The sequence below is a fragment of the Amycolatopsis sp. La24 genome (assembly GCF_029087445.1).
Classification (GTDB): Bacteria; Actinomycetota; Actinomycetes; order Mycobacteriales; family Pseudonocardiaceae; genus Amycolatopsis; species Amycolatopsis nivea.
Genome location: NZ_JARACH010000021.1, coordinates 1 through 17,343 on the forward strand (window position 1 = coordinate 1; position 17,343 = coordinate 17,343).

General features: G+C 67.8%; 30 protein-coding genes. 1 reads left to right on the forward strand and 29 read right to left on the reverse strand.

Going from position 1 to position 17,343, the window contains the following annotated elements; genetic code table 11:
- Positions 1–179: 179 nt before the first annotated feature.
- From rplO to PUT80_RS20785, 26 genes are all read right to left on the reverse strand, one after another.
- Positions 180–626 carry a 50S ribosomal protein L15 gene (rplO, locus tag PUT80_RS20660; RefSeq protein ID WP_009072329.1) on the reverse strand — a complete coding sequence of 149 codons (447 nt, stop codon included), beginning with the start codon at positions 624–626 and terminating at the stop codon, positions 180–182.
- Entirely contained in the window at positions 623–808 is a 186-nt protein-coding gene (rpmD, locus tag PUT80_RS20665) for a 50S ribosomal protein L30 (RefSeq protein ID WP_004558875.1), read from the reverse strand. Before rpmD ends, rplO begins: the two co-directional genes overlap by 4 nt.
- A 1-nt stretch (position 809) precedes the next feature.
- Complete coding sequence (rpsE, locus tag PUT80_RS20670) at positions 810–1,451, reverse strand: 30S ribosomal protein S5 (RefSeq protein WP_009072328.1); 642 nt, start codon at positions 1,449–1,451, stop codon at positions 810–812.
- A 31-nt stretch (positions 1,452–1,482) separates the two neighbouring features.
- Positions 1,483–1,884 carry a 50S ribosomal protein L18 gene (rplR, locus tag PUT80_RS20675; protein ID WP_037816260.1) on the reverse strand — a complete coding sequence of 134 codons (402 nt, stop codon included), beginning with the start codon at positions 1,882–1,884 and terminating at the stop codon, positions 1,483–1,485.
- Positions 1,884–2,423 carry a 50S ribosomal protein L6 gene (rplF, locus tag PUT80_RS20680; RefSeq protein ID WP_037816261.1) on the reverse strand — a complete coding sequence of 180 codons (540 nt, stop codon included), beginning with the start codon at positions 2,421–2,423 and terminating at the stop codon, positions 1,884–1,886. The genes rplR and rplF overlap by 1 nt, the downstream gene beginning before the upstream one ends.
- Before the next feature lie 16 nt (positions 2,424–2,439).
- Positions 2,440–2,838: a 30S ribosomal protein S8 gene (rpsH, locus tag PUT80_RS20685; protein WP_020662789.1), complete on the reverse strand. Its 399-nt coding sequence runs from the start codon at positions 2,836–2,838 to the stop codon at positions 2,440–2,442.
- Positions 2,839–2,944: 106 nt separating this feature from the next.
- Positions 2,945–3,130 carry a type Z 30S ribosomal protein S14 gene (locus tag PUT80_RS20690; protein ID WP_020662790.1) on the reverse strand — a complete coding sequence of 62 codons (186 nt, stop codon included), beginning with the start codon at positions 3,128–3,130 and terminating at the stop codon, positions 2,945–2,947.
- 4 nt (positions 3,131–3,134) lie between these two features.
- On the reverse strand, positions 3,135–3,698 hold the full coding sequence (gene rplE, locus PUT80_RS20695; RefSeq protein ID WP_037816262.1) for a 50S ribosomal protein L5: 564 nt from the start codon (positions 3,696–3,698) through the stop codon (positions 3,135–3,137).
- A 1-nt stretch (position 3,699) separates the two neighbouring features.
- Positions 3,700–4,014, reverse strand: a complete 315-nt coding sequence (gene rplX / locus PUT80_RS20700; RefSeq protein WP_009072317.1) for a 50S ribosomal protein L24 — start codon at positions 4,012–4,014, stop codon at positions 3,700–3,702.
- A 64-nt stretch (positions 4,015–4,078) separates the two neighbouring features.
- Positions 4,079–4,447 (reverse strand): 50S ribosomal protein L14, encoded by a 369-nt coding sequence (rplN, locus tag PUT80_RS20705; RefSeq protein WP_004558867.1) that lies wholly within the window; start codon positions 4,445–4,447, stop codon positions 4,079–4,081.
- A gap of 75 nt (positions 4,448–4,522) precedes the next feature.
- Positions 4,523–4,801 (reverse strand): 30S ribosomal protein S17, encoded by a 279-nt coding sequence (gene rpsQ, locus PUT80_RS20710; RefSeq protein WP_037816263.1) that lies wholly within the window; start codon positions 4,799–4,801, stop codon positions 4,523–4,525.
- Positions 4,798–5,043, reverse strand: a complete 246-nt coding sequence (gene rpmC, locus PUT80_RS20715) for a 50S ribosomal protein L29 (RefSeq protein ID WP_009072314.1) — start codon at positions 5,041–5,043, stop codon at positions 4,798–4,800. Before rpmC ends, rpsQ begins: the two co-directional genes overlap by 4 nt.
- Complete coding sequence (gene rplP, locus PUT80_RS20720) at positions 5,043–5,459, reverse strand: 50S ribosomal protein L16 (protein WP_009072313.1); 417 nt, start codon at positions 5,457–5,459, stop codon at positions 5,043–5,045. The genes rpmC and rplP overlap by 1 nt, the downstream gene beginning before the upstream one ends.
- Positions 5,460–5,462: 3 nt before the next feature.
- Positions 5,463–6,308: a 30S ribosomal protein S3 gene (rpsC, locus tag PUT80_RS20725; protein WP_037816264.1), complete on the reverse strand. Its 846-nt coding sequence runs from the start codon at positions 6,306–6,308 to the stop codon at positions 5,463–5,465.
- Positions 6,308–6,721, reverse strand: coding sequence for a 50S ribosomal protein L22 (rplV, locus tag PUT80_RS20730; protein WP_037816265.1), 414 nt, complete (start codon positions 6,719–6,721; stop codon positions 6,308–6,310). Before rplV ends, rpsC begins: the two co-directional genes overlap by 1 nt.
- A gap of 28 nt (positions 6,722–6,749) precedes the next feature.
- Positions 6,750–7,031, reverse strand: a complete 282-nt coding sequence (rpsS, locus tag PUT80_RS20735; RefSeq protein WP_003102083.1) for a 30S ribosomal protein S19 — start codon at positions 7,029–7,031, stop codon at positions 6,750–6,752.
- An 18-nt stretch (positions 7,032–7,049) separates the two neighbouring features.
- Positions 7,050–7,883, reverse strand: a complete 834-nt coding sequence (rplB, locus tag PUT80_RS20740; RefSeq protein WP_037816266.1) for a 50S ribosomal protein L2 — start codon at positions 7,881–7,883, stop codon at positions 7,050–7,052.
- Between the two features lie 15 nt (positions 7,884–7,898).
- Positions 7,899–8,210: a 50S ribosomal protein L23 gene (gene rplW, locus PUT80_RS20745; protein ID WP_009072304.1), complete on the reverse strand. Its 312-nt coding sequence runs from the start codon at positions 8,208–8,210 to the stop codon at positions 7,899–7,901.
- Entirely contained in the window at positions 8,207–8,896 is a 690-nt protein-coding gene (gene rplD / locus PUT80_RS20750; RefSeq protein ID WP_037816268.1) for a 50S ribosomal protein L4, read from the reverse strand. The genes rplW and rplD overlap by 4 nt, the downstream gene beginning before the upstream one ends.
- Positions 8,897–8,898: 2 nt before the next feature.
- Positions 8,899–9,549, reverse strand: coding sequence for a 50S ribosomal protein L3 (rplC, locus tag PUT80_RS20755; RefSeq protein ID WP_037816269.1), 651 nt, complete (start codon positions 9,547–9,549; stop codon positions 8,899–8,901).
- Between the two features lie 30 nt (positions 9,550–9,579).
- Positions 9,580–9,885: a 30S ribosomal protein S10 gene (rpsJ, locus tag PUT80_RS20760; RefSeq protein WP_003102098.1), complete on the reverse strand. Its 306-nt coding sequence runs from the start codon at positions 9,883–9,885 to the stop codon at positions 9,580–9,582.
- A gap of 401 nt (positions 9,886–10,286) precedes the next feature.
- Positions 10,287–11,480, reverse strand: coding sequence for an elongation factor Tu (gene tuf / locus PUT80_RS20765; protein ID WP_037816270.1), 1,194 nt, complete (start codon positions 11,478–11,480; stop codon positions 10,287–10,289).
- Between the two features lie 127 nt (positions 11,481–11,607).
- Positions 11,608–13,707 (reverse strand): elongation factor G, encoded by a 2,100-nt coding sequence (fusA, locus tag PUT80_RS20770; RefSeq protein ID WP_043827659.1) that lies wholly within the window; start codon positions 13,705–13,707, stop codon positions 11,608–11,610.
- 63 nt (positions 13,708–13,770) lie between these two features.
- On the reverse strand, positions 13,771–14,241 hold the full coding sequence (gene rpsG, locus PUT80_RS20775) for a 30S ribosomal protein S7 (protein ID WP_007031033.1): 471 nt from the start codon (positions 14,239–14,241) through the stop codon (positions 13,771–13,773).
- A complete protein-coding gene (gene rpsL / locus PUT80_RS20780) occupies positions 14,241–14,615 on the reverse strand; it encodes a 30S ribosomal protein S12 (RefSeq protein WP_003102113.1) in 375 nt (124 codons plus the stop codon). The genes rpsG and rpsL overlap by 1 nt, the downstream gene beginning before the upstream one ends.
- Before the next feature lie 801 nt (positions 14,616–15,416).
- A complete protein-coding gene (locus tag PUT80_RS20785; RefSeq protein WP_101436018.1) occupies positions 15,417–15,569 on the reverse strand; it encodes a hypothetical protein in 153 nt (50 codons plus the stop codon).
- A gap of 74 nt (positions 15,570–15,643) precedes the next feature.
- Here PUT80_RS20785 and PUT80_RS20790 point away from each other — a divergent pair, with 74 nt between their 5' ends.
- Complete coding sequence (locus PUT80_RS20790; RefSeq protein WP_275293161.1) at positions 15,644–16,132, forward strand: GNAT family N-acetyltransferase; 489 nt, start codon at positions 15,644–15,646, stop codon at positions 16,130–16,132.
- Here the strand turns inward: PUT80_RS20790 and PUT80_RS20795 are convergent.
- The 3 genes from PUT80_RS20795 to PUT80_RS20805 form a co-directional block, all read right to left on the reverse strand.
- Positions 16,125–16,610: an MmpS family transport accessory protein gene (locus tag PUT80_RS20795; RefSeq protein WP_275293162.1), complete on the reverse strand. Its 486-nt coding sequence runs from the start codon at positions 16,608–16,610 to the stop codon at positions 16,125–16,127. The two genes, PUT80_RS20790 and PUT80_RS20795, sit on opposite strands and share 8 nt — an antisense overlap.
- 65 nt (positions 16,611–16,675) lie before the next feature.
- On the reverse strand, positions 16,676–16,909 hold the full coding sequence (locus PUT80_RS20800) for a hypothetical protein (protein ID WP_043827661.1): 234 nt from the start codon (positions 16,907–16,909) through the stop codon (positions 16,676–16,678).
- An 18-nt stretch (positions 16,910–16,927) separates the two neighbouring features.
- Positions 16,928–17,317, reverse strand: coding sequence for a hypothetical protein (locus PUT80_RS20805; RefSeq protein WP_275293163.1), 390 nt, complete (start codon positions 17,315–17,317; stop codon positions 16,928–16,930).
- Positions 17,318–17,343: the final 26 nt, after the last annotated feature.

Genomic DNA, 17,343 nt, shown 5'->3' on the forward strand with positions numbered 1-17,343 from the left:
GGGGGTGCTTGTCAAGGCATCTTTCCCGCCTTGACAAGCACCCCCGAACCGTCAGCACAATCAAGCTTCGGGGTGCCCCACGCAACCACCAGGCCAATGTCGCCGCCAGGCGACGAGACCAAAACAAAAAAACGGGCCCGCCCGGAAAACCGGACGGGCCCGCCTAAAACGCAGCCAGATCAGCTAACGGTGGCCGAACCACCAGCAGCCTCGATCTTCTCCTTGGCAGAACCGGAGAAAGCGTGCGCGGTCAGCTCAAGCTTGACCCCGTTCAGGTCCCCGTTCCCGAGAACCTTAACCAGCTTGCCCTTGCGAACAAGCCCGTTGGCAGCCAGCTCCTCCGGCCCGACCTTGCCACCGTCGGCGAACACGCGGGCGATGTCGCCCACGTTCACCGGCTGGTACTCGGTGCGGAACCGGTTCTTGAACCCACGCAGCTTCGGCAGCCGCATGTGGATGGGCATCTGCCCACCCTCGAAACCGGCGGGCACGTTCTTCCGGGCCTTGGTGCCCTTCGTGCCGCGACCGGCGGTCTTGCCCTTCGAACCCTCACCACGGCCGACGCGGATCTTGTCGCGCTTGGCGCCAGGAGCCGGACGAAGGTGGTGGATCTTGATGGCGGTCATGCCTGGACCTCCTCGACCTCCACCAGGTGGCGGACGGTGTGGATCAGGCCGCGCACCTGGGGGGTGTCCTCACGCACGACGCTCTGGCGGATCTTGCGCAGCCCGAGGGTGCGCAGCGACTCGCGGTGAGCGTGCTTCGTGCCGATCTTGCTCTTGACCTGAGTGACCTTGAGCTGAGCCATGTCAGACCCCCTGGCCGGCACGCTGGCGCAGCATCCGGGCCGGGGCGACGTCCTCGAGCGGCAGACCGCGGCGAGCGGCCACCTCCTCCGGACGCTGCAGACCCTTCAGAGCCGCCACGGTCGCGTGCACGATGTTGATGGCGTTGTCGGAGCCGAGCGACTTCGACAGCACGTCGTGGACGCCCGCGCACTCCAGCACCGCGCGCACCGGGCCGCCGGCGATGACACCGGTACCAGCGGACGCGGGACGGAGCAGCACGACCCCGGCGGCTTCCTCACCCTGGATCGGGTGCGGAATGGTGCCGGCGACGCGCGGAACGCGGAAGAAGTTCTTCTTCGCTTCCTCGACGCCCTTGGCGATGGCCGCGGGAACTTCCTTGGCCTTGCCGTAGCCGACGCCGACCTGACCGTCGCCGTCGCCGACGACCACCAGAGCGGTGAAGCTGAAGCGACGACCGCCCTTGACGACCTTGGCGACGCGGTTGATCGTCACGACCTTCTCAAGGTGCGGGGTCTTGTCCTGGGCCGCCCCGCCACGGCCGCCGTCGCGCCGGTCGCGACGGTCCCGACGGTCACCGCGGTCGTTGCCGCCCTGACCCGGTCCGCCCTGGCCGCCGCCGAATTGCCGTGTACGTCCCGGCATCAGGCTTTCCTTCCATTCACGAGCATGTGCATCAGAACTTCAACCCCGCCTCGCGGGCGGCGTCGGCGAGCGCGGCGATGCGGCCGTGGTAGGCGTTGCCGCCACGGTCGAACACCACGGCTTCGATGCCGGCGTCCTTGGCGCGCGAAGCGACCAGTTCGCCGACCTTGGCCGCCTTGGCCTTCTTGTCGCCCTCGAAGGACCGCAGGTCCGACTCGAGGGTGGACGCCGACGCCAGCGTGTGACCGGCGAGGTCGTCGATCACCTGCACGGTGATGTGCCGCGAGGACCGCTTGACGACCATGCGCGGACGCACCGGCGTGCCGCTGATCTTCTTGCGGAGGCGGAAGTGCCGACGGGTCTTGGCGACGCGGCGGCGGGTCGAGATGTCCTTGCCGACCGGCTTGCGCTTCGTGGTAGTCGTGTCGCTCATCACTTACCCGTCTTTCCGACCTTGCGGCGGATCTTCTCACCCTCGTACCGCAGGCCCTTGCCCTTGTACGGGTCCGGGCGGCGCAGCTTGCGGATGACCGCGGCGGTCTGGCCGACCTTCTGCTTGTCGATGCCGGAGACCGAGAACCGGGTCGGCGACTCCACCTTGAAGGTGATGCCTTCCGGAGCCTCGATCTTGACCGGGTGGCTGTAGCCGAGGGCGAACTCGAGGTCCGAGCCCTTGGCCTGCACGCGGTAACCGACGCCGTGGATCTCGAGCTTCTTCTCGTAGCCCTCGGTCACGCCCACCACGAGGTTGTTCACCAGCGTGCGGGTGAGGCCGTGCAGGGCGCGGCTCGTGCGCTCGTCGTCCGGGCGCTTCACCAGGAGGGCGCCGTCCTCGTCGCGCTCGACGACGATCGGCTCGGCGACGGTGTGCTCCAGGGTGCCCTTCGGCCCCTTGACCTTGACGTTCTGGCCGTCGATGGTCACCTCGACCCCGGAGGGGACGGCGACCGGCAGCTTTCCGATGCGTGACATGTCTGTGCCCCCTTCCTTACCAGACGTAGGCGAGGACTTCGCCGCCCACGTTGTTGCGCTTGGCCTGCCGGTCGGTCTGCAGGCCGCCGGACGTCGAGATGATCGCGACGCCGAGGCCGCCGAGAACGGACGGCAGTTCGGTCGATTTTGCGTAGACCCGCAGACCCGGCTTGGAGACGCGGCGAAGGCCGGCGATGCTCCGCTCGCGGTTGGGGCCGTACTTCAGCTCGACGACCAGGTTCTTGTGCTTCTCGCCCGGCTCGTCGCGGTAGCTCGCGATGTAGCCCTCGCGCTTGAGGATCTCGGCGATGTTCGCCTTGATCTTCGAGTGCGGAAGCACGACCTCGTCGTGGTAAGCCGAGTTCGCGTTGCGCAGACGGGTCAAGAAGTCTGCGATGGGGTCGGTCATCGTCATGGTGACCTGTCAACCTTTCTCGCCTGGTTCCCCGCCTCGCCCGGCCGGAGCGGTCTCCGGCCGGGTCGGCGGGGCCTGTGGCGAACTGGGAATAGAGTTTCGAGCCTTACCAGCTGGACTTGTGGACACCGGGCAGTTCGCCCGCGTGCGCCATCTCCCGGAGGCAGATCCGGCACAGGCCGAACTTGCGGTACACCGAGTGCGGGCGACCGCACCGGTTGCAACGGGTGTAGGCGCGCACCGCGAACTTCGGCTTCTTCGAAGCCTTGCTGACTAGCGCTTTCTTGGCCATCGGCTCAGTTCTCCTTGAACGGGAAACCGAGCTTGCGCAGCAACGCCCGGCCCTCGTCGTCGGTGGTGGCGGTCGTGACGACGGTGACGTCCATGCCGCGAGGGCGGTCGATGTCGTCCGGGTTGATCTCGTGGAACATCGACTGCTCGTTGAGACCGAACGTGTAGTTGCCGTTGCCGTCGAACTGCTTGGGCGAAAGCCCGCGGAAGTCGCGGATACGGGGCAGCGCGATGGTCAGCAGCCGGTCGAGGAACTCCCACATCCGGTCGCCGCGCAGCGTGACGCGCGCGCCGATCGGCTGGCCCTCGCGCAGCTTGAACTGCGCGATCGACTTGCGGGCCTTGCGGATTTCCGGCTTCTGCCCGGTGATCAGGGCGAGGTCGCGGACCGCGCCGTCGATCAGCTTGCTGTCCCGGGCGGCGTCCCCGACACCCATGTTCACGACGATCTTCACGACGCCGGGAATCTGGTGCACGTTGGGGATGGAGAACTCCTTCTGGAGCTCGCCCTTGATCTCTTCGCGGTACCGGGTCTTGAGACGCGGCACGATCTTCTCTGCGGTGGTCATGTCAGATGTCCTTGCCGTTCCGGCGCGAGACCCGGACCTTCTTGCCGTCCTCGCCGATGCGGTAGCCCACCCGGGTCGGCTTGCCGTCCGAGTCCACGACCATCACGTTCGAGACGTGGATGGGCGCTTCCTGGGTCACGATGCCGCCGGACTGCGCGCCGCGCTGGGTCTGGGTGATCCGGGTGTGCTTCTTGATCCGGTTGACACCCTCGACCAGAACGCGCTCGCGGTCCGGGTAGGCCTGGATGACCTTGCCCTTGGCACCCTTGTCCTTGCCGGCGATAACGACGACCGTGTCGCCCTTCTTCACCTTCATCAGTCCCGTACCTCCCGGCTCGGAAGTGCGACGACCGTGTCGCGCCGTGTTGCTTGCACCTTCATCACAGCACCTCCGGCGCGAGCGAAATGATCTTCATGAACTTTCGGTCGCGCAGCTCGCGGCCCACCGGGCCGAAGATGCGGGTGCCCCGGGGCTCGTTGTCGTTCTTGATGAGCACGGCGGCGTTCTCGTCGAACCGGATGTAGGAACCGTCCGGACGACGGCGCTCCTTCACCGTGCGAACGATGACAGCCTTGACGACATCGCCCTTCTTCACCCCGGCGGCCGGGATGGCGTCCTTCACGGTGGCGACGATGATGTCGCCGATGCCGGCGTAGCGCCGCCCGGATCCGCCGAGCACGCGGATGCAAAGGATTTCCTTCGCGCCCGTGTTGTCGGCAACCCGAAGCCGCGACTCCTGCTGGATCACGTCAACTCCTGTATGTCGCGCTGGTTCTCGCTGTCGCGAGCCTTGCGGAACCAAGGACTCCCGAAAGAGCCCTGCTTACTTGGCCTTCTCCACGACCTGCACCAGACGCCAGCGCTTGGTCGCCGACAGCGGACGGGTCTCCATCAGGGTGACCCGGTCGCCCACGCCCGCCTCGTTGTTCTCGTCGTGCACCTTCACCTTGGAGGTGGTGCGGACGACCTTCGAGTAGCGCGGGTGCTTCTTGCGGTCCTCGAGCTCGACCACGATCGTCTTGTCCATCTTGTCCGAGACGACGTAACCCTCGCGGACCTTGCGGTAGTTCCGGGCGGTCTTCTCGGTGGCAGCCTCGCTCATGCGGCACCTTCACTTTCGGCGTCGGGAGCCACGGACAGGCCGAGCTCGCGCTCGCGCATGACCGTGTAGATCCGCGCGATGTCCGTGCGGACGGTGCGCAGCCGACGGTTGTTGTCCAGCTGCCCGGTCGCCATCTGGAAGCGGAGGTTGAAGAGCTCCTCCTTGTATTCCTTCAGACGCAGCACGAGCTCTTCGGCGGTGAGCTCACGCAGCTCGGATGCCTGTGCGGCTCCGTTAGCCATCAGAACTCACCTTCCCGGGTCACGATGCGGCACTTCATGGGCAGCTTGTGGATCGCGCGGCGGAGCGCCTCGCGGGCGGTCTCCTCGTTCGGGAAGCTGATCTCGAACATCACGCGGCCCGGCTTCACGTTGGCGATCCACCACTCGGGCGAACCCTTGCCGGAACCCATGCGGGTTTCCGCCGGCTTCTTGGTCAGCGGGCGGTCCGGGTAGATCGTCGTCCACACCTTGCCGCCACGCTTGATGTGACGGGTCATGGCGATACGAGCGGACTCGATCTGCCGGTTCGTCACGTAGCTGTGCTCAAGCGCCTGGATGCCGTACTCGCCGAAGTTGACCTTGGTACCGCCCTTGGCGGCGCCGTGGCGCTTCGGGGAGTGCTGCTTGCGGTGCTTGACCCTGCGCGGGATGAGCACGTCTCAGCCCTCCGTCTTTTCTGCGGTCTCGGCGGCCGGAGCCGCTTCGGTCGCGTTGTCGCTCTTCGCGGCGGCAGCGGCGCGACCAGCCTCGGTCGACGTCGCGGTCGTGCCCGACGCGCCGGAACGGCGCGGGCGGGACGGCCGGTCGCCGCGGTCGCGGCGCGGCGCGCGGTCCGCGGCCGACGCGGCGGCGTCGCGCTCGGCGCGCGCCTTCAGGCCGCCGACCAGCTCGCCCTTGTAGATCCACACCTTCACGCCGATGCGGCCGAACGTCGTCTTGGCCTCGAAGAAGCCGTAGTCGATGTCAGCGCGCAGCGTGTGCAGCGGGACCCGGCCGTCGCGGTAGTGCTCGGAACGGGACATCTCGGCGCCGCCGAGACGACCGCCGCACTGCACGCGGATGCCCTTGACCTGCGGCGAGCGCATGGAGGTCTGGATCGCCTTGCGCATCGCGCGGCGGAACGCCACGCGGTTGCTCAGCTGCTCCGCGACACCCTGCGCGACCAGCTGCGCGTCGGCCTCGGGGTTCTTCACCTCGAGGATGTTCAGCTGGACCTGCTTCTTGGTCAGCTTCTCCAGCGCGCCGCGGATCCGGTCGGCCTCCGCGCCGCGGCGGCCGATGACGATGCCCGGCCGGGCGGTGTGGATGTCGACGCGGACGCGGTCACGGGTGCGCTCGATCTCGACCTTGGAGATGCCGGCGCGCTCCATGCCGGTGGAGAGCAGCTTGCGGATCTTGACGTCCTCGGCCACGTACTCCGCGTACTGCTTGTCGGCGTACCAGCGCGACTTCCAGTCAGTGGTGATACCCAGGCGGAAGCCGTGCGGGTTGATCTTCTGGCCCACTACCGGCCACCTGCCTTCTTGTTGCTCTTCTTCTCCGCAGGCCGCGACTCGACCACCACGGTGATGTGGCTGGTGCGCTTGCGGATCCGGTACGCACGGCCCTGGGCACGCGGACGGATGCGCTTGAGGGTCGGGCCCTCGTCGGCGGTCGCGGACTTGATCCAGAGCGTCTCCGGGTCCAGCTGGAGGTTGTTCTCGGCGTTGGCCGCCGCGCTGGCGATGACCTTCGCGAGCGGCGTGCTGGCCGCCTGCGGCGCGAACCGGAGCACGGCCAAGGCCTCGCTGACGCTACGACCCTTGACGAGCTCGATCACCCGGCGCACCTTCATCGGGGCGTCCCGGACGAAACGAGCCCGCGCGACGGCCGTAGGCAGCTCTTCGGCTGCGGCCGTGGCGTTTGACTGGGCGTTCATCTGCTTCCCTTAACTTTCTCTGGCCCGCTCAGCGGCGGCGCGACTTGCGGTCGTCCTTGATGTGGCCCTTGAAGGTCCGCGTCGGGGCGAACTCGCCCAGCTTGTGACCCACCATCGCCTCGGTGACGAACACCGGGACGTGCTTGCGGCCGTCGTGCACCGCGATCGTGTGACCCAGGAAGTCCGGGATGATCGTGGAGCGCCGCGACCAAGTCTTGATCACGGTCTTCTTGCCCGATTCGTTGAGAGCGTCCACCTTCTTGAGCAGGTGGTCGTCCACGAACGGGCCCTTCTTAAGGCTGCGTGGCATGTGCTTCTACCTCCCTGCTCAGCGCTTCTTGCCGGTGCGCCGGCGGCGGACGATCAATTTGTCGGACGGCTTGCTCTTGCGAGTGCGGCCTTCGGGCTTGCCGTTCGGGTTCACCGGGTGGCGACCACCGGACGTCTTGCCCTCACCACCGCCGTGCGGGTGGTCGACCGGGTTCATCACGACACCGCGGACAGTCGGGCGCTTGCCGCGCCAGCGGTTGCGGCCCGCCTTGCCCCAGTTGATGTTCGAGTGCTCCGAGTTGCCGACCTCGCCGACGGTCGCGCGGTTGCGCACGTCCACGTTGCGGATCTCGCCCGAGGGGAGACGCAGCTGGGCGTAGGGACCGTCCTTGGCGACGAGCTGCACGCGGGCGCCGGCGGACCGGGCCATCTTCGCGCCGCCGCCGGGGCGGAGCTCGATCGCGTGGATCACGGTGCCGACCGGGATGTTGCGCAGCGGCAGGTTGTTGCCCGGCTTGATGTCGGCGCGGGGGCCGTTCTCGACCGTGTCGCCCTGCTTCAGCTTCTCCGGCGCGATGATGTAGCGCTTCTCGCCGTCGGCGTAGTGCAGCAGCGCGATGCGCGCGGTGCGGTTGGGGTCGTACTCGATGTGCGCGACCTTGGCCGGCACGCCGTCCTTGTCGTGACGACGGAAGTCGATCACGCGGTAGGCGCGCTTGTGGCCACCGCCCTTGTGCCGGGTGGTGATCTTGCCCGAAGCGTTCCGGCCGCCGGTCTTGCTCAGCGGACGCAGCAGCGACTTCTCCGGCGTGGACCGGGTGATCTCGGCGAAGTCCGAGACGCTCGAACCGCGACGACCCGGGGTCGTCGGCTTGTACTTGCGGATGCCCATTGTCAGCTCAGTCCTTTACGCGGTGGGTCCGCCGAAGATCTCGATCGCCTTGCTCTCAGGCGAAAGAGTCACGATGGCGCGCTTGGTGTCCTTGCGCTTGCCGAAGCCGGTACGAGTCCGCTTCCGCTTGCCCTGGCGGTTGGCCGTGTTGACACTGACGACCTTCACGCCGAACACCTTCTCGACCGCGATCTTGATCTGGGTCTTGTTGGCGTCCGGACGGACGATGAACGTGTACTTGTGGTCCTCGAGCAGTCCGTAGGACTTCTCGGAGATCACCGGCGCGAGCAGGATGTCGCGGGGGTCCGGGATGGCGACCGAGCTCACTTCTCGTCACTCCCTTCCGAAACCTCGCTCGAACGCGCGAGGGCCTTGACGACCTTCCCGCGGACGGGACCTGCCACGAACGCGTCGTAGGCGGCCTTGGTGAACACGACGTCGTCGTTGACCAGGACGTCGTAGGTGTTGAGCTGGTCAGCCCAGATCAGGTGCACGTACGGCAGGTTCCGCGCGGACACCCAGGCGAGCTCCTCGTCGCGGTGCAGGACCACGAGAACGCGCTTGGCCTGGGTCGCGGCGGCGATCGCCGACTTCGCGGTCTTGGTCGACGGCTTCTCGCCGGTGACCAGTTCCGTCACGACGTGCAGCTGGCCGGCGCGGGCCCGGTCGGAGAGGGCGCCACGCAGAGCGGCGGCCTTCATCTTCTTCGGGGTGCGCTGGGTGTAGTCGCGCGGCGTGGGGCCGTGCACGACGCCACCGCCGGCGAACTGCGGCGCACGGGTCGAACCCTGGCGGGCGCGCCCGGTGCCCTTCTGCCGGTACGGCTTCTTGCCGCCACCGGAGACCTCACCGCGGGTCTTCGTGTCGTGCGTGCCCTGGCGCGCGGCGGCCAGCTGGCCCACCACGACCTGGTGCATCAGCGCGACGTTGGCCTGCACGTCGAAGATCTCCCCGGGGAGCTCGACGGTGCCGTCGGCTTTACCGGCCGGAGTCTTCAGCTCGACGCTCGTCATCGTCAGTTTCCACCCTTCGCGGCGCTGCGCACGAACAGCAGGCCGCCCTTGGGACCGGGCACCGCGCCCTTGATCAGCAGCAGGCCGTCCTCGGCGCGCACGGCGTGCACGGTCAGGCCCTGCGTGGTGACCCGGTCGCTACCCATCCGGCCCGCCATGCGCAGGCCCTTGAACACGCGGCCCGGCGTGGCGCAGCCGCCGATCGAACCCGGCTTGCGGTGCACGGCCTGCGCACCGTGGCTCGCGCCCTGGCCCTTGAAGCCGTGGCGCTTCATGACACCGGCGTAGCCCTTGCCCTTGCTGGTACCGGTCACGTCGACCGAAGTGCCTGCCTCGAACACCTCAGCGGTGATCTCCTGGCCGACCTCGTAGGTCTCGGCGTCGGTGGTGCGCAGCTCGGCGAGGTGCCGGCGCGGCGTCACGCCAGCCTTGTCGAAGTGGCCGGTGCGCGGCTTGTTCACCTTGCGCGGGTCGACCGCGCCGAACGCCAGCTGCACGGCCGCGTAGCCGTCTTTGTCGGTGGTCCGGACCTGGGTCACCACGTTCGGACCGGCCTTGACGACAGTGACCGGGACGACCCGGTTCTGCTCGTCGAAGACCTGGGTCATGCCGAGCTTGGTGCCCAGGATGCCCTTCATTTGCCTGTCAGACATGAGTTCTTATCTCCGCCGCTCGCCCAACGCTTACTGGATGTTGACGTCGACGCTCGCCGGGAGGTCGATGCGCATGAGCGCGTCGACCGTCTTCGGCGTCGGGTCGAGGATGTCGATCAGACGCTTGTGCGTGCGCATCTCGAAGTGCTCGCGCGAGTCCTTGTACTTGTGCGGCGAGCGGATGACGCAGTAAACGTTCTTCTCGGTAGGCAGCGGCACCGGCCCGACAACACGGGCGCCGGTGCGCGTGACCGTTTCCACGATCTTGCGCGCCGAGGTGTCGATCGCCTCGTGGTCGTAGGCCTTGAGCCGGATGCGGATCTTCTGTCCCGCCATGGTGGCTGCGTTCCTTGTCGTCTCGTGCCGCTTTGTCTCGTCAACCTGGGCCGGAGCCCGGGTTTCAGCAGTTCAACGGCCCTGTCCCCGGTCCACGCGGTCGGGCGTGTCGCGCCCGCCGCACAGACGGATCCCTAAGGATCGTCGTCTTGCCTGGTCTTCCTCTACGTGAGGAGGCCGCGGGCCGACACGGGGTCGTCCCTACTGGCCTTGCCCGCTAGCCTCACCCGAAGGACGAGCTCCACGGACCGTGGCCGCTCATACCAGGGCGGCCGGAACCCAGTCGATTGAAAACCGATCAGGATTCGGCCGCCCCAGGACGAGCAACCTGAATAGTGTCGCACACGTGAGTTGACGCCCTGAACTCGGGGGTGTATTGACCCGAATTCAGGGCGCCGACGTCACTTGTTGATCTTGGTAACCTGGCCCGCGCCGACGGTCCGGCCACCCTCGCGGATGGCGAAGCGCAGACCCTCGTCCATGGCGACCGGCTGGATCAGCACGACGCTGATGTCCGTGTTGTCGCCCGGCATGACCATCTCGGTGCCCTCGGGGAGGGTCACGACGCCGGTCACGTCCGTGGTGCGGAAGTAGAACTGCGGGCGGTAGTTGTTGAAGAACGGGGTGTGCCGTCCGCCCTCGTCCTTGGACAGGATGTAGACCCGGCCCTCGAACTCGGTGTGCGGGGTGGTGGTGCCCGGCTTCACGACGACCTGGCCGCGCTCGACGTCCTCGCGCTTGATGCCGCGCAGCAGGAGGCCGACGTTGTCGCCCGCCTGGCCCGAGTCGAGCAGCTTGCGGAACATCTCGACACCGGTGACGGTGGTCTTGGTCGACTTCTCGCGGATACCCACGATCTCGACCTCTTCGTTGACGTTGACCTGGCCGCGCTCCACGCGACCGGTCACGACGGTGCCGCGGCCGGTGATCGTGAAGACGTCCTCGATCGGCATCAGGAAGGGCTTCTCGAGCTCGCGCACCGGGTCCGGCACGTTGTCGTCGACGGCGTGCATCAGCTCGAGCACGGCGTCGGCCCACTTCTGGTCGCCCTCGAGGGCCTTGAGGCCGGAGACGCGCACGACCGGCGCGTCGTCGCCCGGGAACTCCTGCGAGGACAGCAGCTCGCGGACCTCCAGCTCGACGAGCTCGAGGATCTCCTCGTCGTCGACCATGTCGGCCTTGTTCAGCGCCACGACGATGTAGGGCACGCCGACCTGGCGGGCCAGCAGCACGTGCTCGCGGGTCTGCGGCATCGGGCCGTCGGTGGCCGCGACCACCAGGATCGCGCCGTCCATCTGCGCGGCACCGGTGATCATGTTCTTGATGTAGTCAGCGTGACCGGGGGCGTCCACGTGCGCGTAGTGACGCTTCTCGGTCTGGTACTCGACGTGCGAGATGTTGATCGTGATACCGCGCTGCTTCTCTTCCGGCGCGTTGTCGATCTGGTCGAACGCACGGGCTTCGTTCAGCTCCGGGTACGCGTCGTGCAGAACCTTGGTGATCGCCGCGGTCAGCGTGGTCTTGCCGTGGTCGACGTGACCGATGGTGCCGATGTTGACGTGCGGCTTGCTCCGCTCGAACTTCGCCTTCGCCACTGGAATGTCCTCCTGGACTGGATTTGCTTTGTGCTCGCGGGGCAGCGTGGCTGCCGCCCCGCGAATGTTCCTTCGTCGTTGCTGCGGACGTTCAGGAGAGTCCCTTAATGCCCGCGAGCGGAGGGGATTACTCCCCCGTCGCCTTCGCGATGATTTCCTTCGCGACGTTCGCGGGAACCTCGGCGTAGGAGTCGAACACCATGGAGTAGTTCGCCCGGCCCTGGGTACGGGACCGCAGGTCGCCGACGTAGCCGAACATCTCCGACAGCGGGACCAGTGCCTTCACGACACGGGTACCGGCGCGCTCCTCCATGGCCTGGATCTGGCCACGGCGGGAGTTGAGGTCGCCGATCACGTCACCCATGTAGTCCTCGGGAGTCGTGACCTCGACGGCCATCATCGGCTCGAGGATGACCGGGCCGGCCTTCTTCGCGGCTTCCTTCATCGCCATGGAACCGGCGATCTTGAACGCCATTTCGGAAGAGTCGACCTCGTGGTACGCGCCATCCAACAAGGTGAACTTCAACCCGACGAGCGGGTAGCCGGCCAGCACGCCGTACTGCATCGCGTCCTGGGCGCCCGCGTCGACCGACGGGATGTACTCCCGCGGCACGCGGCCACCGGTCACCTTGTTGTCGAACTCGTAGAGAGCACCGTCGGTGCGCTCGAGCGGCTCCAGCTTCACGATGACCTTCGCGAACTGGCCGGAACCACCGGTCTGCTTCTTGTGGACGTAGTCGAGCTTGTCCACGGTCTTCTTGATGGTCTCGCGGTAGGCGACCTGCGGCTTGCCGATGTTCGCCTCGACCTTGTAGTCGGACTTCATCCGGTTGACCAGCACCTCGAGGTGCAGCTCGCCCATGCCCGCGATGATCGTCTGACCGGTGTCCTCGTCCAGGTTGACCTGGAACGTGGGGTCTTCCTCGGCGAGCTTCTGGATCGCCAGGGAGAGCTTCTCCTGGTCGGCCTTGGTCTTCGGCTCGATGGCCACCTTGATGACCGGGTCCGGGAAGGTCATGGACTCGAGCACGACCGGGTTCTGCGCGTCGGCAAGGGTGTCACCGGTGGTGGTGTCCTTCAGGCCGATGACCGCGTAGATGTGGCCGGCCAGAGCCTCGTCGACCGGGTTCTCCTTGTTGGAGTGCATCTGGAAGATCTTCCCGATGCGCTCCTTGCGCTCCTTGGTCGCGTTGACGACCTGGGCGCCGGAGGCGACCTTGCCCGAGTAGACCCGGATGTAGGTCAGCTTGCCGAAGAACGGGTGCGCGGCGATCTTGAACGCGAGCGCGGAGAACGGCTCCTCGGTCGTCGCGTGCCGGGTGACCGGGGTCTCGCCGTCGGGCAGCAGACCCTCGACCGGCGGCACGTCCAGCGGCGACGGCAGGTAGTCGATGACCGCGTCCAGCATCGGCTGCACGCCCTTGTTCTTGAACGCGGAGCCGGCGAGCACCGGGAACGCCTCGCGGGTGACGACCAGCTTGCGGATGCCGCCCTTGATCTCGTCCTGGGTCAGCTCTTCGCCCTCGAGGAACTTCTCCATCAGCGCGTCGTCGGTCTCGGCGACGGCCTCGATCAGCTTCTCGCGGTACTCGGCCGCGCGGTCGGCCAGCTCGGCCGGGATGTCCTCGACGGAGTAGTCGTCGCCCTTCTGCACCTCGCCGCGCCAGACCAGGGCCTTCATCCGGACCAGGTCGATGACGCCCTCGAACTCGTTCTCCGCGCCGATCGGCAGCTGGATGGCCAGCGGCCGGACGCCGAGACGGTCCGAGATGGTCTGCAGGGTGTAGTAGAAGTCCGCACCCAGCTTGTCCATCTTGTTGACGAAGCAGATGCGCGGGACGTCGTACTTGTCCGCCTGCCGCCAGACCTGCTCGGACTGCGGCTCGACGCCTTCCTTGCCGTCGAAGACGGCGACCGCGCCGTCGAGCACCCGCAGGTTGCGCTCCACCTCGACGGTGAAGTCGACGTGCCCGGGGGTGTCGATCAGGTTGATCTGGTAGTCGTTCCAGAAGGTGGTGGTGGCAGCCGAGGTGATGGTGATGCCTCGCTTCTGCTCCTCCTCCATCCAGTCCATCGTGGCGGCGCCGTCGTGGACTTCGCCGAGCTTGTAGTTGATCCCGGTGTAGAACAGGATCCGCTCGGTGGTGGTGGTCTTACCGGCGTCGATGTGCGCCATGATGCCGATGTTGCGGACCTTGTTGAGGTCGGTCAGCACTTCACGTGCCACGAGAATGTTCCCCTGTCTCGAACGTGGGGCCCGGCATGGCTTCTATCGGCAGCCGGGCGGTCATCACCAGCGGTAGTGCGCGAAGGCCTTGTTGGACTCGGCCATCTTGTGCGTGTCTTCGCGACGCTTGACGCTGGCGCCAAGGCCGTTGCTCGCGTCCAGCAGCTCGTTCTGCAGCCGCTCGATCATCGTCTTCTCGCGGCGGGCCTGCGAGAAGGAGACCAGCCAGCGCAGCGCCAGCGTGGTGGAGCGGCCGGGCTTGACCTCGATCGGCACCTGGTAGGTGGCGCCACCGACGCGGCGGCTCTTCACCTCGATGGTGGGCTTCACGTTGTCGAGCGCGCGCTTCAGCGTGACGACCGGGTCGGTGCCGGTCTTCTCGCGAGCGCCTTCGAGAGCGCCGTAGACAATGCGCTCGGCCAGGGACCGCTTGCCGTCCTTCAGCACCTTGTTCACCAGCTGGGTGACCAGCGGGGAGGCGTAGACGGGGTCGGAGATCAGCGGCCGCTTCGGCGCCGGACCCTTGCGAGGCATTAGCTCTTCTCCTTCTTCGCGCCGTACCGGCTGCGCGCCTGCTTACGGTTCTTCACACCCTGGGTGTCGAGCGAACCGCGGATGATCTTGTAGCGAACACCCGGCAGGTCCTTGACCCGGCCACCGCGCACGAGCACCATCGAGTGCTCCTGCAGGTTGTGGCCTTCGCCCGGGATGTACGCGGTGACCTCGATACCGCTGGTCAGCTTCACACGAGCAACCTTGCGCAGGGCCGAGTTCGGCTTCTTCGGGGTCGTGGTGTACACGCGGGTGCACACGCCACGACGCTGCGGGCTCCCCTTGAGGGCCGCGGTCTTCTGCTTGGCAGCCTTGTCCTGGCGGCCCTTGCGGACCAGCTGCTGGATCGTGGGCAATGGACCAGCTTCCTGTCGTGATCTTGCTTCTTCGTGTCTTCACCGGTCCCCGCGGTCGGGCGTGTCGGCCCGCGTCACGGTCTCGCGACCGGTAACTTCCCGGAGGGATTTTCCGTCGGAACCCCACGTGGCGAGGCCGGTGAACCGGGTGCAAAAGCACCCCGCTCATGCCCAACGGCACGCGGAGCGGCCCGACGCCTGCCGGGCACGGTCTCCAAAGATACCCGTCCACTCGCGGAGCGGTCCGGGCGGGGGGTCGCTACGGTCGCCGACCGGTCATCGTAACCCCAGATCGGGGCCTTGGGACGGCGCCGCGCGGGACTTCCCGAGATGCAGAACGCGGGGCTCGGCGACGCTATTCCCGGACGGGTTCCCGCGGTCAGAGCGCACTTCGGTTCGCATGCCGGGACGGGGCGACCAATGAATGGACGCGCACCGGGGCATCGCTCGCCGACGGCCGCGCCGAGGCTTGCGGCGGCGTTAAGAACGCGAGAGAAATTCTTCAGCGGCAAGAAGAAGAGCCGCCGGGTGTTCCACAATGGACCTCGCCCGGGGTGACAAGCACCTCACCGGAGACGGCGCCCGCCTCAGGGCTGGGCGGAGCCGCGAAACCCGGCCCGGCGGTGTGCACCCGCCGGGCCGGGGTCAAACCTCGTCGGACCGGGCCGCGGCCAATCTTCGTCCGGACCGGGCCGCGGGTTAGTCCTCGTCCGGGCCGAGCCGAGGGTCAGTCCTCGCCCGGCCGGGTCAATCCTCGCCCAGGCCGGGCCGGAGATCAGTCCCCGTCCGGCCAGCCGCGGGTCAGTCCTCGTCCGGCTTCGCGTGGTCGGGCTTGCCCGGGTTCGGGTCGCGCGACAGATCGATCAGCGGGTGCACTCCAGCCCCCTCCGGCGCGGCATGGCTGCCGCCGGTCTTCTTGTCCCCCGGCTGGTCGACGTTCTCGCTGCCGTCCATGTCGCCTCCTCGTTCGGTTCCCCTGCCGGACTGCACGGTACCTGCCGGGGAAATCGGTGGACGGAGTCCCCAAGATGAGGGACGTGGACTGGAAGATCAGCGAAATCCCGGCCGAACACCCCGACGCGACGGCGATCCTGCGCGAGTACATGGACGAGGTGGCGTCGCGGTATTACGGCCGTCCGGCCACGCCCGCCGAGGTGGACGAGGCGCTGGCCGACGAGCCCGCCGACGGCCTCGTCGCGCCGACCGGGGCCTTCCTGATGGCCTATCGGGACGGGAAACCGGCCGGTTGCGTCGGGGTCCGCGTGGTCGAGCCGGGGCTGAGCGCGTTGACGAAGGTGTACGTGCGCCCGGAGCACCGCGGGCACGGCGGCGGGAAGCTGATCGTCACGGCGGCCGAAGAAGCGGCGAAGCGGCTGGGCTCGGTCCGGATGCGGCTCGACACCCGGGACGATCTGGTCGAAGCACGCGCGCTGTACGCGTCGATGGGCTACGCGGAGGTCGAGGCGTTCAACGACGACAAGTACGCCGAGCACTGGTTCTCGAAAGACCTCAGCTGAGCCGTCCCGCGCAGCTGGCGACCTCGCCGTCGGCGGCTTTCGCGGACCGCGCCAGCACGCCGTTCACCGAGATCCGGCATTCGACCGCGCCGCTCGACTGGCCCATCAGCTGCACGGTCGGCGCAACGGCGGACTTCGGCCATGTCAGGGTCTTGCGCCAGGGCAGCGGCACGGACAGTTCCTGGTGCACCAGGCCGAGGCCGTTGTCGTCGTAAACGACGGTGGCGGTGCCGGAGCCGGCGAGTTCGTAGGTGATCTGCCAGCTGGACGGAGCGGGCGCGGCCGGCGCGGTGGACGTCGTCGGGGCCAGGGTGCGCGTGACGGTGCGGTCCGGGGCGCGCTGCGGCACGGCGGCGGTCGGCGTCGAGACGGCGACCGGGGCGGGCGCGGTGTCGTCGACGACGATCACTACTGCCGCGGAGACGGCGGCCACCGCGATCCCGGCGATCGCGAGCCGGCCGATCAGCTGTCTGTCCATGGTCCTTCTTTCCGGGGGTCCGCCGGCGGTTCCCGGGGACGAGGGGAACCACCGGCGGGGTCGGGTCAGCCGGGCAGGATCCGGCCGGGGACGCCGTTCAGCGACTGGATCAGGCCCAGCACCGGCACGCCGAGCGGCGCGAACGTCCAGATGTTGTTCAGGTTCGACGTGTCCGGCTCGTCGACCACGACGACACCGGGCTGGTCCTGCGCGGCGGCCAGCGCGGGAGCGGCGGCGCCGAGCACCGCGGCTCCGGCGAGCGCGGTGGCTGCCGCGGCGCGGACGACTGTCTTCTTCATGGCTTTCTCCTTCAGTGCTCAGGAAACGGCGGTGACGAGGTTGAACACCGGCGCGAGGAGCTGCGCCGGGGCTTGGGTCGTGGGGCCGAGGAGGCTGCCCGCGTCGAGGCCCGGGACGACCCAGATCGACGGGTTGCCGCCGGTCGGTGCGCCCGGGAGGCCGGGGAGGCTCGGGGTGGGCAGACCGCCGGCGGGAAGCGCGGGCAGGCCGCCGGTCGGCAGGGAAGGCAGGCCAGCGGGGAGACCGGGAACGGAGGATCCCGGAGCGGCGGCCTGGCCAGCGGCGACCGCGGGCTGGGCGGGAGCGGACGCGTCCGGGGTGGCGGCGCTGGCCGCTCCCCCGCCGAATCCGGCGAACGCCCCGGCCGCGGCGAGCGGCAGCAGGATCCGGGCGGCAGTGCGTTTCATCAGGGGTTTCCTTTCTTCGGGGTACT